The sequence below is a fragment of the Shewanella ulleungensis genome, assembly GCF_014648315.1.
GTDB lineage: Bacteria > Pseudomonadota > Gammaproteobacteria > Enterobacterales > Shewanellaceae > Shewanella > Shewanella ulleungensis.
This window is the reverse complement of sequence record NZ_BMQW01000015.1, coordinates 21,842-37,905: the sequence shown is the minus strand read 5'-3', so window position 1 is coordinate 37,905 and position 16,064 is coordinate 21,842. Positions and strand designations below refer to the sequence as shown.

Here is a 16,064-nt window from a genome sequence, read left to right as displayed (position 1 = left end):
ATGCCGGTTAATCCGGTATTTTTTATGGGCAAAAGAAATGAATATTAGCGATATAATATGAGCTTTACTGAGGAGGGCATATGGATTTAATCGCGTTAACTCCGCTCGATTCTGGGGCGATAAACAGCTTTGTTGCAGTATTATTAGGTTTGCTTGCGTTAACGATATTTATTTTTGTGAAGCCTATTCCTAGTAACGCTAAATATCTTACTTTAGGTATTATGTTGCCGCTAATGGCCTTGTTTGTATTTATTTTATATCAATCGTTTAGCAGTACCGTTTCGTGGGATAACAAGCAGTTGCAGGTAAATATTCCGTTGTATTCGAATACAATAGATATTAACCAAGTTGATTTTGCACAAGCGCGCGTTGTTAACCTGATTAAAGAGCCTGAATACGCGACAAAATGGCGTACAAATGGTTTGGGGTTGCCAGGGTATTCTCTGGGTTGGTTTTCATTAAACAATGGCGTAAAAGCCTTGTTGTCGGTAACCGAACCTAAAGAAGTGATCCTGTTGCCAATTAGCCAAGATAGAGTAATTTTGGTTAGCGTAAGCGATGCAGATGAAGCGCTAGCCAAGCTGCATGCTAGCGCAATGACCAAAGAGCCTATTGATTAAACCTTCACCACGGCAGCTTTTTTAGTGGCCACATGACGGCGCTGGCGTTGCAGCACCATGTCACTAATAAATATCACCAGTGCACCCCAGATAAAACAAAAAGTGATGCCCTTTTCAATGTCAAAAGGTTCATTAAACAGTTTTACAGCAAGAATGAACATGATGCTTGGGCCAATGTATTGGAAGAAGCCCAAAATAGAAAATGGAATTCTGACAGCAGCACCTGCAAAACATAAAAGTGGGATGGTAGTAACAATACCCGCGGCCACTAACAGTAAATTGAGGTTAAGGCTGTTGGTTAACATGCTGACAGGTGAACTGTCTAACGTTATCAATAAGTAGCCCAGTGCAATGGGTAATAAAATGGCAGTTTCAACCAGTAAGCCAGATTTTGCATCAATATTGACTTTTTTGCGCAGTAAACCATAAAAACCAAAGCTTGCAGCAAGGGCCAATGACACTAACGGAATTGAACCAAACGAGATCAACTGCACCATTACACCCACACTCGCCAATGTAACCGCAACCCATTGTAATTTTCGTAAGCGTTCGCCGAGAAACACCATTCCTAGCAATACGTTAAACAATGGATTAATAAAATAACCTAAGCTTGCATCAAGCATATGGTCGTTATTAACTGCCCAGATAAAAATAAGCCAGTTTGCTGCGATTAATATCGATGTCGTCAGTAATATGAGCAGTTGTTTGGGCTGTTTAAGGATGAGGCGTAAGCGACTGAAGCCACCAATAAATTGCATTAAAATAATCATAAACAGAAATGACCATATAACGCGGTGCATTAAAATGTCAGTGGCTGGAACTTGATGTAATAGTTTGAAATATAAAGGGGCGACACCCCAAATGGTGTAAGCGCAAATTGCGAGGAAAACCCCTTTACGGTATTCTAAATCAGGCATAGTGAGTCAACAATGGCAACAACAAACGAGGGGGCGATTGTAGGTCGCCCCCATTGATGACACAAGTGATTAAGCGATTTGTTTTATCGGCTCGTTGTAAGTTTAACGTGGCAAATAGGTTGATACATTGCCGATGTTAAATTAACCGACCATGTAAGTACCTGTACCAAAAGCAATATGAGTACCTAATTCATTGTGCAATTCCATTCGGCAAACCGATACTCTATTACCTGCTCTAATAACCGTGCCGGTACCAGTAAATATTTCTCCGCGACCTGGGCGTAAAAAATCAACGCGCATATCAATGGTACCCAACGTAGTTAAGCGTTGCTGTAGCTCTTCGATTGTCCAGTCGTCACGGCTGGCAACTAGGCCTGCAAATGCTGTTAGGCCCCCAACCACATCCAGTAATGTTGCGGTAACGCCACCATGTAGAATGTTTTGATGAATATTACCAATGAGTTCTGGTTTCATTTTAATTACGACCTCAACCCCATTGATGTCGTAATGCTTAATGTCTAATCCGAGTAAATTATGGAATGGAACATGTTTATCAAAAATCTCTGCAACTTGTTGCAGTGCTTGATCTTGAATCGGTGAGCTCATGAGCAATCCTTGTCGTGTTTATTATTTTTGTATTTATTTTCAACGCGCATAGAGTATTTAATCTAACGCTAAAGTGTTCAATACTCAATCATCATCGGTATGTTAAATGTGTCAATTGCACTTTGCTTCAAGACATCTGTGGCTGAGTGCTTTAAAATGACCATCCTTTAAATGACATTATAGTGTGAATGGATAATCTGACTTCGACACCAAGCCTAACTCTTGATACTGCTTCTGAGCAGGATATGTTATCGGCCAGTTTACAGCAGGTATTTGGTTATCGTGCCTTTCGTGAAGGGCAGCGAGAAGTCATTGAACACAGTTTACAAGGTCAAGATACCTTAGTGATTATGCCTACTGGTGGTGGTAAGAGCATGTGCTACCAGTTACCGGCGTTAGTATTACCGGGTGTGACGATTGTTGTATCACCTCTGATTTCGTTAATGAAAGACCAAGTCGACAGCTTATTGCAAAGCGGTGTTGCTGCTGCTTATCTCAATTCATCATTACCGCGTGAGCAAAGTGCTGAAGTGCTTCGGAAACTGCATTCTGGTGAGATAAAACTGTTATATGTCTCGCCTGAACGTTTATTAAGACCAGATTTTATTGAACGTTTGCAATCGGTTGACCTTTCAATGTTTGCGGTCGATGAGGCTCATTGTATTAGTCAGTGGGGGCATGACTTTAGGCCTGAATATGCCGCTCTTGGGCAGTTAAAAGCGTATTTTCCGTATATCCCACTAATGGCATTAACTGCCACAGCAGATCAAGCGACACGACTCAGTATTTGTGAGCGCTTAAATATTGCTCCTTATACCCTATTATCGAGTTTTGACCGTCCAAATATTCGTTATACCGTGGCTGAAAAGTTAAATGCAGCTAACCAGTTGCGTCAGTTTGTCACTATACAAAATGGTGCTAGCGGTATTGTATATTGCAGTAGTCGCCGCCGTGTTGATGAGGTTGCTGAACGCCTGCGATTGCAAGGTTTTAATGCTCAGGCGTATCATGCGGGTATGAGCCAAGACGACCGCGCTGATGTACAAGATAAATTTTTAAAAGATCAAGTTGATATAGTTGTTGCTACGGTGGCTTTTGGTATGGGGATTAACAAATCGAATGTGCGCTTTGTGGTGCATTACGATATCCCTAAAAGCATTGAAGCTTACTATCAAGAAACTGGCCGAGCGGGACGAGATGGGCTAGAAGCGGAAGCGTACATGTTGTTTGATCCTGCCGATATTGGCCGGGTAAGACATTTGATTGAGCAATCAGAGCCTGGCCCACAGCAGCAAGTTGAGTTTCATAAGTTACACACTATGGCTGCTTTTGCTGAAGCACAAACCTGTCGTCGACAGGTATTGTTGCATTACTTTGATGAAGTAGCATCTGAACCTTGCGGTAACTGTGATATCTGTTTAGACCCGCCTAAGCGATACGATGGCACTGAAGATGCTCAAAAGGTATTGTCGTGTATTTATCGTTTACAACAACGCTTTGGCATTCATCACGTAATAGATGTACTTAGAGGATCTAAAGCTGCGAATGTTGTTGATCGAGGCCATGACAAGTTAACCACTTGGGGTATTGGAGCAGATAAATCGACAGAACATTGGTTAAGTGTCTTGAGGCAGTTAATTCACTTAGGTTTGGCGAGTCAGGATATTACTCGAGGTTCAAGTATTCGTTTAAATCCAGCCGCGCGAACGATTTTGAAAGCAGAAATGACCTTGATGTTAGCTGAGCCGCGGATCCAGTTACTTGATGTTAAGCGTAAACCGAATACGCGCGCAGTACAGCAATACGATCGTAAATTATTTGCACGATTAAAACTATTACGCCGGGAGTTAGCTGAACAACACGATATTCCACCGTATTTAGTCTTTAACGATGCTACGCTGGCTGAAATGTCGGCCATGTTGCCTACCAGTCCAGGTGAAATGCTTGCGGTAAATGGTGTTGGGCAAATAAAGCTAGACCGATTTGGCGGAGAGTTTTTAGATGAGATCAGCGATTATTTAACAAAAGGCTAATGCCTAGCCTTTTGCGTGGTACCAGTTAAATTACTTTCGTGTCTTGTGGTTTCATTTTACTCAATTGATTTAAAACCGCTCTTTTCATCAACACCTCAAATGTGTCTAACTGTTGTAAGCTGGCGAGACCAATACTGGTTTTAACGTCAGTTTTCCAATTACTGAGTATCTGTTCTATCTGATGCATGACTCTGACAGCTCCAGTCGATGATGTGTGAGGTAACAAAATAATTAACTCATCTAAGCTATGACGAAATAGCTCATCTTGTTCTCTTAATGCTAATTGAAACTGTTGCTCAACATAAGGTATATCCACCTGGCGGATATGATTAATATTAACCAGCAGCATGCTCATTTGATAATGGCCTTGTTTAGCGTTGAGCAGTATGTTGTCAATTCGCTGTTGTTGCGTTTCTTCTTTAGTGTCGGTTAATACTGCTTGTGGTTTTTTGGTCAAAAAGAACACTAGACCAATTGATAGCAACAAAATAATCAACGCGGTAATCGCGAGGTTTTGATTGATATTTGTAGTTAATTCGTCTTCGATTGGTGGGGGTGTGTTTTGTTCTGCTAAACGGGCCTGATACTGGACAAAGTGAGCATTATTGAGTTTGGCAGTGGCTTGCTTAGCGGCATCAAAGCGTTGTATCTGAAATTGATAAGCCAATTCAAACTGGTTTTTTGTTGCATAATATTCACTGATGATTTGATTAAATTCTTCAAGGTCAGAGAATTGCTTGAGTTCGCTAGCTTGTTCAATAATTTCATTGAGTAATGATAATGCTTGGCTATCTTTGTTTTGCGCGAAATAGATCTTGGCTAAGGTCCGTTTGATGCGCATGACATATATGGGTTCTTGATATTTAGTGAATATAGTAATGCTGGTTGAAGCTTTCTTTTCGGCAATGTCATAATCGCCAATATATAAATGTATAATAGCAAGCAATGCTTGTTGGTTAGCTATATCTCTCTCAGAATCTATTTTGTAGTTAGCGGCTTCTATTTTATTAATGTAGTGCAGTACCTTCGCTTTATCGTCTAAAGAGATATAAATCAATGCGAGGTTTATTGTAACTATCGGCTTTATTTTACCGAAAGAAGATACACCACTATAGGCTGTTTCCGAAAAGTGGAGAGCTTCTTTAAAGTCACCTAGTGAAAAAAAGACGTTCGATATCTCTGCTTTCAAATAAGACTTTGGCAGTAAATACCACTGTTGAAATTGGCCTTGTGCTTCATCAAAAATATCCAATGCCAAGCGCAAATCTTCAATCGATTGGTTATAGTTTTCTAAGTTTGTATTTTGTCTACTGCGCAAATACAGACCATTTACCATGGCTTGTTTTTCAGAATAGCGTCTGGCTAAGCGTAATGCTTCTTCTGATTGAAGTTGTTCTTGTAAGGTGTTGCCGAGGCTTTGATGGGCAGAAGCTTCACACTGAATAAAATAAGGCCTAGCGATATCGTATTTTAGCTCTCGAGCATTGAGCTCTCCTTGCTTCGCAAGCGTGATTGCCTGATTGAACTCACCAAATTCAAGTAAATTAAAACAGCGTAATAAGCTTAAACGAAGGGTTTCTACGTTGCTAAAGGATTGAGTGCTCTGTAGTCGCTCCAGTGCTTCTATGAGTGTCCTGGCGTCTTCTGATTTTTGCGAATTAATACTATTAATCACATCCAATTGCTCACTTACGTTGAGTAACTGAGTTTTTTGGATTATGTCATCACTTAGAAGCAGCTCTTGTGAAGGCAGGGATAACGCTGGTGTGGCAACGATAAAAAGCAATAAACTAAACATAAAGCTCATAATGCAATTTAATTTATATTTATTAGCTTCTTTCAGTCGCGTCATCGTTTACATCTGCTCAAATAATAATGCTCGAAGTATACGATTTTTTAAGCGGAGGTACATAAATATATATAGGATGCAGCCACTTAAGTTCACAAATTTTGATCTAGCCCATTTAGGTTCCTATAATAAAAATAACCTTACTGAGCCGTGGTGAAATTGCATGGATTGAGTGTAATGAGGTACTAGTACGCCGTAATCTTTCTCAAGTTGAGTAATTTAGGGTTGACAGCAGAGCCTGCTCGCGTTAAATATTAGCTATAGAAAAGTTTATACAGAATATTTATTTACCTAAGCATGACGTAATGCGAATATAAATCTATTTAAAGTGAATACTAAAACCATGAATACACAATCGATTTTACTCGGACTCCTTCTCCTCTCTCGCATAGACTGCGCGGAGTCCTTTGTGTTACATGCGAGATAAATTATTCAGCATACACAAACCCCGCGCTAATAGCCGCGGGGTTTTTTGTTTATAGCCCTTTTGAAACGAGCCTGTTGTGATGTTTGCAGTTAGGTGAAATACATACAAGATGGTCGATGGAGAACTTCGATGTCCAACAGAGTCATAATTTTTGATACTACCTTACGTGATGGTGAACAAGCCTTAGCAGCCAGTTTAACGGTAAAAGAAAAGCTACAAATTGCGTTGGCTCTTGAGCGTTTGGGCGTTGATGTGATGGAAGTCGGTTTTCCTGTGTCGTCTCCGGGGGATTTTCTCTCGGTACAGACCATTGCCAAAACCATTAAAAATAGTCGTGTGTGTGCCTTATCTCGTGCATTAGAAAAAGACATTGATGCAGCTGCACAAGCTTTATCTGTTACTGATCAGTTCCGTATTCATACTTTTATTTCTACCTCGACAATTCATGTCGAAAGTAAATTGAAGCGCTCGTTTGATGACGTGTTAGATATGGCTGTTGGTGCCGTTAAATATGCCCGACGCTTTACTGACGATGTTGAGTTTTCATGTGAAGATGCTGGCCGTACTCCAATTGATAATTTATGCCGTATGGTTGAAGCTGCAATTAAGGCCGGTGCTCGTACCATTAACATTCCTGATACTGTCGGCTATACAGTGCCAAGTGAGTTTGGTGGCATTATTCAAACCTTATTCAACCGCGTGCCAAATATCGATCAAGCTGTGATTTCAGTACATTGCCATGATGATTTAGGTTTGTCTGTAGCTAACTCTATAGCCGCAGTTGAAATGGGCGCGCGCCAAATTGAATGTACCATTAATGGTATCGGCGAGCGTGCTGGTAACTGTTCATTAGAAGAAATCGCGATGATACTTGCAACCCGTAAAGGGTTGCTTGATTTGGATTGCGGTATTAATGCTAAAGAGATTCATCGTACATCGTCGTTAGTCAGTCAGCTGTGCAATATGCCTATTCAAGCAAATAAAGCGATTGTCGGTACCAATGCATTTTCACATTCGTCGGGTATTCACCAGGACGGTATGCTAAAAGCTAAAAATACTTATGAAATTATGACGCCAGAAAGTATTGGTTTAAACCGCAATAATTTGAACATGACATCTCGTTCTGGTCGTCATGTGATTAAGCACCGTATGGAAGAAATGGGCTATTTGCCTACTGATTATGATATGGACAGCTTATATGAGCAGTTTTTAACCTTAGCTGATAAAAAAGGCCAAGTGTTTGATTATGATTTAGAAGCATTGGTCTTTATGGAGTCGCAAGCGCAAGATGACGATAAGTATGCGCTTCAGCATATGATGGTACATTCTGACTCAACTGAAGGTGTCGCAACTGCAACCGTTCGTATTGCTGTAGATGGTAAAGATATTACTGAGGCTGCAACAGGTAATGGCCCTGTTGATGCGGCATATAATGCTATTGCTCGTGCAACTGAACGTAAAATCAATATTACTAATTACAAGTTAGGCGCGAAAGGCGAAGGCCAAAATGCGCTAGGTCAGGTTGATATTACCGCAAAATACAATGAACAAATGTTCCATGGTGTGGGTTTAGCCACTGACGTCGTTGAAGCTTCAGCACACGCATTAGTGCATGTGATGAATTTAGTGTATCGCGCAGATAAAGTGGCTGATTTTAAGCAGCAGATACATAAAGAAAGGGAGTTAGGTGGCGTATGAGTTATCAAATAGCAGTTTTGTCGGGTGATGGTATTGGTCCTGAAGTGATGGCCGAAGCACGTAAAGTGTTAAGTGCGGTAGAAACACGTTTTGGATTAGAGATTAACTACACCGAATATGATGTTGGCGGTATTGCCATTGATAATCATGGTTGTCCTTTACCTGATGCGACTTTAAAAGGTTGTGAAGCTGCCGATGCCATTTTATTTGGTAGTGTAGGCGGCCCTAAATGGGAGCATTTACCGCCAAATGATCAACCTGAACGCGGTGCATTATTGCCATTACGTGGCCACTTTGAGCTATTTTGTAATTTACGCCCAGCAAAATTACACGATGGGTTAGAGCACATGTCACCACTGCGCAGCGACATATCAGCCCGTGGGTTTGATGTGTTGTGTGTGCGTGAGTTAACCGGTGGTATTTACTTTGGCAAGCCCAAAGGTCGTCAAGGTGAGGGGGATGACGAAGAAGCGTTTGATACCATGCGTTATAGTCGTCGCGAGATCAGCCGTATTGCCCGTATTGCCTTCGAAGCCGCCCGTGGCCGTAAAAACAAGGTTACCTCGGTAGACAAAGCTAACGTATTAGCCTGCTCAGTATTATGGCGTCAAGTGGTTGAAGAGGTCGCTAAAGATTTTCCTGATGTGACCTTAGAACATATCTATATTGATAATGCGACCATGCAGCTATTACGTCGTCCAGACGAGTTTGACGTGATGTTATGTTCAAACTTATTTGGTGATATTTTATCTGATGAAATCGCCATGTTAACCGGCTCAATGGGGTTATTATCATCAGCTAGCATGAATAGCACAGGTTTTGGTTTATTTGAGCCCGCAGGCGGCAGTGCGCCAGATATAGCGGGCCAAGGCATTGCTAATCCCGTCGCGCAAATTTTATCAGCGGCATTAATGTTACGTCACAGTTTAAAGCAAGAAGATGCTGCCAGCGCGATTGAGCGTGCAGTCACCAAAGCATTATCAAGTGGTTATTTAACTGGTGAGCTGTTAACAGCAGATAAGCGAAGCGAAGCTAAGTCGACAGCACAAATGGGCGATTATATCGCTCAAGCAATTCAGGAAGGTGTGTAATGACCCAGGTAACAGGTAAAACCTTATACGAAAAAGTGTGGGACGCGCATATTGTGGCGAGCCCAGAAGGCGAAGCGCCAATTGTGTACGTTGACCGTCATTTAGTACATGAAGTGACTTCACCTCAAGCCTTTAGTGGTTTAAAAGTGGCGGGGCGTCAATTACGTGCGCCGCAAAAAACCTTTGCAACTATGGATCATAACACCTCAACGCGCAGTGCAAGTTTAGATGCGTTAAGCCCAATGGCCCGTACTCAAGTTGAAACCTTAGCGCAAAACTGTAAAGAGTTTGGTGTGCGTTTATACGACATTCATCATCCGAACCAGGGTATTGTCCATGTTATGGGGCCTGAACTTGGTATTACTTTACCGGGTACTGTGATTGTATGTGGTGATTCGCACACAGCTACTCATGGCGCATTTGGCGCATTAGCATTTGGTATTGGCACATCAGAAGTTGAGCATGTATTAGCAACGCAAACCTTACGCCAATTAAAAGCCAAGACCATGAAGGTAGAAGTACGTGGTAAGGTGACAGATGGCGTTACAGCGAAAGATATCGTATTAGCGATTATCGGTAAGCTAGGTATGGATGGCGGTACAGGTTACGTGGTTGAATTTTGTGGTGAAGCTATTGAAGCCCTAACCATGGAAGGCCGCATGACCCTGTGCAACATGGCTATCGAAATGGGCGCAAAAGCCGGTATGGTCGCGCCTGATCAAACCACTTTTAATTACTTAAAAGGCCGTGAGTTTGCACCGAAAGATGCAGTGTGGGAGCAAGCGGTTGCTGCATGGTCTGAACTTAAAACGGATGCTGATGCCGTTTTTGATGCCGAAGTTGTATTAGATGCCAATGACATTGCACCACAATTAACCTGGGGTACTAATCCTGGTCAAGTTGTGGCCATTGATGCCGTAGTGCCTAACCCGCAAGATGAACCGAATATGACTAACCGTACCAGCATGATTAAAGCATTAGAGTACATTGGCTTAACGCCAGGTACCAAAATGACAGATATCAGCATTAATAAGGTGTTTATTGGGTCTTGTACTAATTCACGTATTGAAGATTTACGCTCTGCAGCTGTACATGCCAAAAACCGCAAGGTGGCAGAAGGTGTTGTGGCGATTGTGGTACCAGGATCTGGCCAGGTAAAACTTCAAGCCGAAGCCGAAGGTTTAGATAAAATCTTTATTGAAGCCGGTTTTGAATGGCGCTTACCGGGCTGCTCTATGTGTTTAGCAATGAACGATGACCGCTTAGAAGCGGGAGACCGCTGTGCATCAACTAGTAACCGTAACTTTGAAGGTCGTCAAGGTCGTGGCAGTCGCACACATTTAGTCAGTCCAGCAATGGCTGCAGCTGCAGCCATTGCTGGTCACTTTGTTGATATTCGTCAACCATACTAAACCGAGATAGGAGATATACATGCAAGCATTTACTGCCCATACCGGTTTAGCGGTAGCCATCGACAGTGCCAATATCGATACGGATCAAATTATTCCGAAGCAATTTTTGTCGAAAGTGACCCGTGATGGTTTTGGAGTGCATTTATTCCATGACTGGCGTTATTTAGATGATGCAGGCGATCAACCTAATCCAGACTTCGCTTTAAATAAACCACGCTATAAAGGCGCGTCAATTTTGTTGGCTCAAGAGAACTTTGGTTGCGGCTCATCACGCGAACATGCACCTTGGGCGTTAGCAGATTTTGGGCTAAGAGTGATTATAGCCCCAACATTTGCTGATATTTTTTACGGAAACTCAATCAATAATGGTTTATTGCCAGTTAAGTTACCTGCTGAGCAAGTGCAGCAATTAATCGATGAAGTTGCAGCAAATGAAGGCGCACAAATTACCGTAGATTTACAAGCCTTAACTGTAACTTCACCTTCTGGTGCGGTATTTAACTTTAGCTTGGTTGAATCTGCCAGGCATAAGCTGCTTAATGGTCTTGACGCGATTGGCTTAACCTTATCATTTGAGCAACACATCAGTGATTATGAAGCACAAATTCCACAGTGGTATGCATAAGCGATTTATCTTTGATGAATTTATATAACGTTGACGCTTAGTCATTATTACATTGCGACATCGTTAAAAGTGCTAACTCTGTGTTGTAAAACCTCTTTTTGCTAGCAAAGAGAGGTTTTTTTATTTTTATTTGTAAATTTATTTATGTTTGAAAGTAGCCTAATTATTCATTAACGCGTGAAAATAAGTGGCTAAATAAAGGAATTAAAGCTAACTCGCGTACTATTTTTTTTGATGTAATATTCTGTTTTAAATAGACAAGTTGGTTTTTTTCTATTTGCAGAAGTATTTGAGCGTACAGCTATTTATCTTTTGATGTTGTTACTGGCTCATACAAACTAAAAACATTGCGTTAGATCACAGTTTTAATTTATAGCATTCACTCGGTTAGACAGAGTTGTCCCTGTTGCAAAGCGGTTTTGGATCCGTACACTTAGTGCCCTCATTTAAGTCGAGCTTTTGCTCTATTAGGCCGATTTAAGCAGTATGGATCTTAAACACAGAGAATGAAAATGAAAAAAACAGTGTTAACATTGGCGATCAGCGCCATTGTATTTGGGGCAACAACTCAAGTAAACGCAGCAGGTTTTCAACTTGCAGAATCTTCAGCTACCGGTTTAGGCCGAGCGTATGCAGGTGAAGCTGCCATAGCAGACAATGCGTCAACTCAAGCGCGTAACCCTGCAATGTTAGCCTATCTCGAAGGTCGCCAGCTTTCTGCTGGTGGTATTTACGTGATGCCAAATGTCGATGTGTTAGGCGACGTAAGTGTAACATCTCCTTTGTTAGGTTCTGATGCCGTTGTGATCAATGCAGATGAAATTGATGTTGCTGATAATGCATTAGTACCTAACTTTTATTACTCTAACCAATTGAATGATCATTGGACTTGGGGTCTTGCACTTAATTCAAACTATGGTTTAGCAACCGAAACCGACACGACAAGTGCAGCGGCTATTTTTGGCAGCCACACATCAATTACTACCGTTGAATTTAACCCTAACATCGCGTATCGCATAGATGATGAGTTTACCGTGGGTGCAGGTCTTCGTATGGTTTATGGTGAAGGTGAAGTTAGCGCCACAGCACCAGCTTGGATTGGTGCCATTAGTGCTAACCCTAATGTGCCAGCCAGCATATCAGCAAGCTTACCCGCAGCAGGCACTGAACTTAAATCAATGGAAGGCGACGACATTGGCTATGGTTGGAAAGCCGGCGCGAGTTGGCAAATCAATTCAAGCAACCGTATTGGTGTGGCTTATCACAGTGGTGTTGACCTAGATTTAGATGGCACAGTTTCTGGTGTGGTATATGACGGCGGACAAGATATTAGTATTGATGGCTATCTGCCTATCGAACTGCCTGCTTTTGCTGAACTGGCTTCTTATCACCAGCTAACAGAAAACTGGGCAATGCATGCCAGCATCAATTGGACAGAGTGGAGCACATTTGAGCGACTAGTAGCTTACTTTCCTGGAGATGTTAAACCGACGGGTGATATCGAGTCTGACATTGTTAAAGAAGAAAACTTTAAAGATAGCTGGCGCTATGCAATTGGTACGACCTATAACGTAAACGAACAGTGGACGTTACGCGCAGGTTTTGCACTTGATAAAACAGCCGTAGATGATGAACACCGTACGACGACTATCCCAGACACAGACCGTTTCTGGTTTAGTATGGGTACTGGATACCAAGTGTCTGAAAACTTGAGTGTCGATCTTGGCGTTACTTATATTCGTATGCACGGTGATGCACCGATTAGCGAATCTCAAGATCTACTTGGCCTCGCATCAATCGATTTCAACGGTGAAGCGACAGGTGATGTATGGTTAACCGGTATACAGCTAAGCTATAAGATGTAAATTGTATTTATACCCAATAAACCTGAAGATGCTTTTAAACATGCACCTTCAGGTCGATTGGGTACCTAACGCAGCATTCTAAGCCTCGCATTTGCGGGGCTTTTTTATACTATGATCATAACGTTAATGCGGCCAAACAAAGATTTCATTAATGATAGCTTGTTAACAAAGAGTGCTAGCATAAGGAATTTGTAATTATTGTGAAACACAGACTATTACTTGCATTAAATTTATATGTCGATGTAGGATGTGCTATTGGCTTATTAAGCAGATAAATCATATAAAAATAATCATGTCGAAATGATATAGGAAATCAGATGGTTGCTAAAAAATACATTGTCGCGTTAGATCAGGGTACAACCAGTTCACGTGCGATTGTGTTTGATCACCAAGCGAATATTGTTGCTGTTGCGCATAGAGAATTTACTCAACATTATCCTCAAGCAGGATGGGTTGAGCATGATCCGATGGAGATTTGGTCATCGCAAAGCTCAGTATTAGTTGAAGTGTTAACGCGTGCTGGCATTAGCCGTCATGATGTGGCTGCCATTGGTATTACTAACCAACGTGAAACCACCATTGTATGGAACAAGCACACAGGTAAACCAATATATAATGCTGTTGTATGGCAATGCAGACGTAGCCAAGAGATTTGCCAACAACTTAAAGCGCAAGGCGCTGAAGAGATGGTTCGCCAAAAAACTGGGTTGGTATTAGATCCGTATTTTTCAGCTTCAAAAATCAAATGGGTTTTAGACAATGTTGCAGGTGCACGTGAACTCGCAGAAGCCGGTGATTTGCTGTTTGGTACGGTTGATACATGGCTTGTATGGAAACTTACCCAAGGTGAAGTGCATGTCACCGAGCCGACGAATGCATCACGCACCATGCTCTTTAATATCCACACCCAGGAGTGGGATCAGGAACTACTAGAGTTGTTTGATATTCCTCGAGTCATGCTGCCAGACATTAAGCCATCATGCGCCATCTATGGTTATACCGAACTTGCTGGTAACCGTGTGCCGGTAGCGGGCATGGCCGGCGACCAACAATCTGCGTTATTTGGTCAGCTTTGTATAGAGCCCGGTATGGCTAAAAACACCTATGGTACTGGGTGTTTTTTATTGATGAATACTGGTGAGAAAGCGGTGGAGTCGACACATGGATTGTTAACTACAGTCGCTATTGGTGCTGACGCTAAGATTAATTACGCATTGGAAGGTTCGGTCTTTATGGGCGGAGCGGTAATTCAATGGCTGCGCGATGAGTTAGGTTTAATTGCTGATGCTTGCGATACCCAATATTTTGCTGAAAAAGTGGATGACACCAATGGGGTGTATTTAGTCCCTGCGTTTGTTGGATTAGGAGCTCCTTACTGGGATGCAGATGCCCGTGGTGCAATTATTGGGCTTACCCGTGGTGCTAATCGTAATCATATAATACGTGCAGCGTTAGAAGCCATTGCATATCAATCTCGTGATGTATTGGATGCGATGAGTAAAGACTCGGATGTGCCATTAACCGAAATCCGTGTCGATGGTGGTGCGGTGGCTAATGATTTCTTAATGCAATTTCAAGCCGATATTACAGGGGCGAAAGTGATTCGACCGTTAGTGACCGAAACGACAGCAATGGGCGCTGCATTTTTAGCCGGTTTAGCGGTTGGGGTGTGGGAGTCTACTGATCAGTTGAAAGCCATGTTATCTACTGAGCGTGAATTCATCTCATCTATGGACCATGACCACAGAGCAGATATTTACGCGGGCTGGAAAAAGGCGGTGTCGCAAGTAAGCCCTAATAGCCCTCCGCAATAATGATTACACTTTGAGATTATACTTCGATATCAATATGCTGGCTGGCGGATTCTCCACGAGTGGAAAAGCGCTCGTCAGTATTCATCCTTCTCAATCGACTGCCTAAATTCTTTTTGTCATCTATGGTGCGTAATTTTGAGCGGCGCTCTTTGCGCACAAAAGTTTTTTTGGTAACAACCGTTTTATGAGTAATGTGAGGGGGTAATTGTGATTGCGGTGCTTCATGGCTGTCGGCACTAATGGCACTGGTGCCTCGAACTTGTTCAACAATTCTTCGTCTCTCGCTAACCGCGCGCACGGGTCTGGCTAACATGGCATAAATGCTGTCGATACTCATGTCACGTCCTCCTGAGCCGATAAATAAGGTAGATACTTCGTTAACTATAACTTGTTATCGGCACCGTTAGGCCAAAATTTAATCATATTTCATTTTGATTAACGTCCTGTGTATATTCATATCATTAACGTGAGTCTGTTTTTATAAGTATTGTCGCGTATTTAGTCCTTAAAAATGCAACCTCCTATCACATAGACACCATTACGCGTGGCGTATAGTCTCTTTTCTTCTGAGCGCTCAGACATACCAGCTACTTTGATTTATATCAGCATAGTTTATTTGTCGCACGGTTAACCACTTAGGGTTTAAGCCGCTGGGAGTGTGTTGCTCAAATAATTAAGTGCTGCTATTAGCACTTACTTCTATCTGAGCGCTAAGTGCAACTTTTTTAGCCTGTTGTTGAGTGACAAGTGTAAGCAGTAACCCCATGTCGGCATTAAGGATAATTAACTGTGATTGCGAGGTGAATTGATAAAATGCCTGCCCTTATAGCAAATAAATTGTATTTGGATCACGTTGTCGTGGTGCCGTTATTGGATAAGTCATTGGGGGTAATAGGAACGTTTTGGTGTCGATGCTAGTGCATCGCCGTGAATGAAATCGATGTTCAAGAATACTATGTATACCCCTGACATTAATCATGCTGTCATTGGCGGCCAGGTAATGTAATAAAAGCGCAAACCAACGATGGTAAGGCGTAAAGTATGGCCATTTAACATAATAGTTGCCGTGCAAATGAAGATGAGAGTGTTTTTTTAACGCTAAATAAT

At 42.1% G+C, this 16,064-nt stretch carries 12 protein-coding genes; 8 read left to right on the top strand and 4 right to left on the bottom strand.

All coding sequences use genetic code 11. The features are described 5' to 3' along the window. Positions 1-80: 80 nt before the first annotated feature. Positions 81-620 (top strand): PH domain-containing protein, encoded by a 540-nt coding sequence (locus IEY40_RS18915; protein WP_188959007.1) that lies wholly within the window; start codon positions 81-83, stop codon positions 618-620. Here the strand turns inward: IEY40_RS18915 and rarD are convergent. Together rarD and IEY40_RS18905 are read right to left on the bottom strand one after the other, a co-directional pair. Next, on the bottom strand, positions 617-1,537 hold the full coding sequence (rarD, locus tag IEY40_RS18910; RefSeq protein ID WP_188959005.1) for an EamA family transporter RarD: 921 nt from the start codon (positions 1,535-1,537) through the stop codon (positions 617-619). The two genes, IEY40_RS18915 and rarD, sit on opposite strands and share 4 nt — an antisense overlap. A 141-nt stretch (positions 1,538-1,678) precedes the next feature. Next, on the bottom strand, positions 1,679-2,143 hold the full coding sequence (locus IEY40_RS18905) for a thioesterase family protein (RefSeq protein ID WP_188959003.1): 465 nt from the start codon (positions 2,141-2,143) through the stop codon (positions 1,679-1,681). Between the two features lie 188 nt (positions 2,144-2,331). Between IEY40_RS18905 and recQ the strand changes: the two genes are divergently transcribed. Next, positions 2,332-4,176, top strand: coding sequence for a DNA helicase RecQ (recQ, locus tag IEY40_RS18900; protein WP_188959001.1), 1,845 nt, complete (start codon positions 2,332-2,334; stop codon positions 4,174-4,176). A gap of 25 nt (positions 4,177-4,201) precedes the next feature. Here the strand turns inward: recQ and IEY40_RS18895 are convergent, their stop codons facing one another. Next, positions 4,202-5,974, bottom strand: coding sequence for a diguanylate cyclase domain-containing protein (locus tag IEY40_RS18895; protein WP_188958999.1), 1,773 nt, complete (start codon positions 5,972-5,974; stop codon positions 4,202-4,204). A 607-nt stretch (positions 5,975-6,581) separates the two neighbouring features. Here IEY40_RS18895 and leuA point away from each other — a divergent pair. The 6 genes from leuA (at position 6,582) to glpK (ending at position 14,957) form a co-directional block, all read left to right on the top strand. Beyond that, positions 6,582-8,150, top strand: coding sequence for a 2-isopropylmalate synthase (gene leuA, locus IEY40_RS18890; protein WP_188958995.1), 1,569 nt, complete (start codon positions 6,582-6,584; stop codon positions 8,148-8,150). Continuing rightward, a complete protein-coding gene (gene leuB / locus IEY40_RS18885) occupies positions 8,147-9,241 on the top strand; it encodes a 3-isopropylmalate dehydrogenase (protein ID WP_188958993.1) in 1,095 nt (364 codons plus the stop codon). The genes leuA and leuB overlap by 4 nt, the downstream gene beginning before the upstream one ends. After that, positions 9,241-10,653 (top strand): 3-isopropylmalate dehydratase large subunit, encoded by a 1,413-nt coding sequence (gene leuC, locus IEY40_RS18880; RefSeq protein ID WP_188958991.1) that lies wholly within the window; start codon positions 9,241-9,243, stop codon positions 10,651-10,653. The genes leuB and leuC overlap by 1 nt, the downstream gene beginning before the upstream one ends. Positions 10,654-10,672: 19 nt before the next feature. Further along, positions 10,673-11,278 carry a 3-isopropylmalate dehydratase small subunit gene (gene leuD / locus IEY40_RS18875; protein ID WP_188958989.1) on the top strand — a complete coding sequence of 202 codons (606 nt, stop codon included), beginning with the start codon at positions 10,673-10,675 and terminating at the stop codon, positions 11,276-11,278. A gap of 512 nt (positions 11,279-11,790) precedes the next feature. Then, positions 11,791-13,143, top strand: coding sequence for an outer membrane protein transport protein (locus IEY40_RS18870; protein WP_188958987.1), 1,353 nt, complete (start codon positions 11,791-11,793; stop codon positions 13,141-13,143). Between the two features lie 317 nt (positions 13,144-13,460). Then, on the top strand, positions 13,461-14,957 hold the full coding sequence (gene glpK / locus IEY40_RS18865; protein WP_188958985.1) for a glycerol kinase GlpK: 1,497 nt from the start codon (positions 13,461-13,463) through the stop codon (positions 14,955-14,957). A gap of 16 nt (positions 14,958-14,973) precedes the next feature. Here glpK and IEY40_RS18860 read toward each other — a convergent pair whose 3' ends face one another. Continuing rightward, positions 14,974-15,294 carry a hypothetical protein gene (locus IEY40_RS18860; protein ID WP_188958983.1) on the bottom strand — a complete coding sequence of 107 codons (321 nt, stop codon included), beginning with the start codon at positions 15,292-15,294 and terminating at the stop codon, positions 14,974-14,976. Positions 15,295-16,064 lie beyond the last annotated feature (770 nt).

Bases quoted from the DNA above. Each gene is read 5' to 3' on its own strand.
- leuC (WP_188958991.1), top strand. From the start codon at position 9,241: ATGACCCAGGTAACAGGTAAAACCTTATACGAAAAAGTGTGGGACGCG.
- rarD (WP_188959005.1), bottom strand. From the start codon at position 1,537: ATGCCTGATTTAGAATACCGTAAAGGGGTTTTCCTCGCAATTTGCGCT.
- leuD (WP_188958989.1), top strand. From the start codon at position 10,673: ATGCAAGCATTTACTGCCCATACCGGTTTAGCGGTAGCCATCGACAGT.
- IEY40_RS18905 (WP_188959003.1), bottom strand. From the start codon at position 2,143: ATGAGCTCACCGATTCAAGATCAAGCACTGCAACAAGTTGCAGAGATT.
- recQ (WP_188959001.1), top strand. From the start codon at position 2,332: ATGGATAATCTGACTTCGACACCAAGCCTAACTCTTGATACTGCTTCT.
- IEY40_RS18860 (WP_188958983.1), bottom strand. From the start codon at position 15,294: ATGAGTATCGACAGCATTTATGCCATGTTAGCCAGACCCGTGCGCGCG.
- IEY40_RS18895 (WP_188958999.1), bottom strand. From the start codon at position 5,974: ATGTTTAGTTTATTGCTTTTTATCGTTGCCACACCAGCGTTATCCCTG.
- glpK (WP_188958985.1), top strand. From the start codon at position 13,461: ATGGTTGCTAAAAAATACATTGTCGCGTTAGATCAGGGTACAACCAGT.
- leuB (WP_188958993.1), top strand. From the start codon at position 8,147: ATGAGTTATCAAATAGCAGTTTTGTCGGGTGATGGTATTGGTCCTGAA.
- leuA (WP_188958995.1), top strand. From the start codon at position 6,582: ATGTCCAACAGAGTCATAATTTTTGATACTACCTTACGTGATGGTGAA.
- IEY40_RS18915 (WP_188959007.1), top strand. From the start codon at position 81: ATGGATTTAATCGCGTTAACTCCGCTCGATTCTGGGGCGATAAACAGC.
- IEY40_RS18870 (WP_188958987.1), top strand. From the start codon at position 11,791: ATGAAAAAAACAGTGTTAACATTGGCGATCAGCGCCATTGTATTTGGG.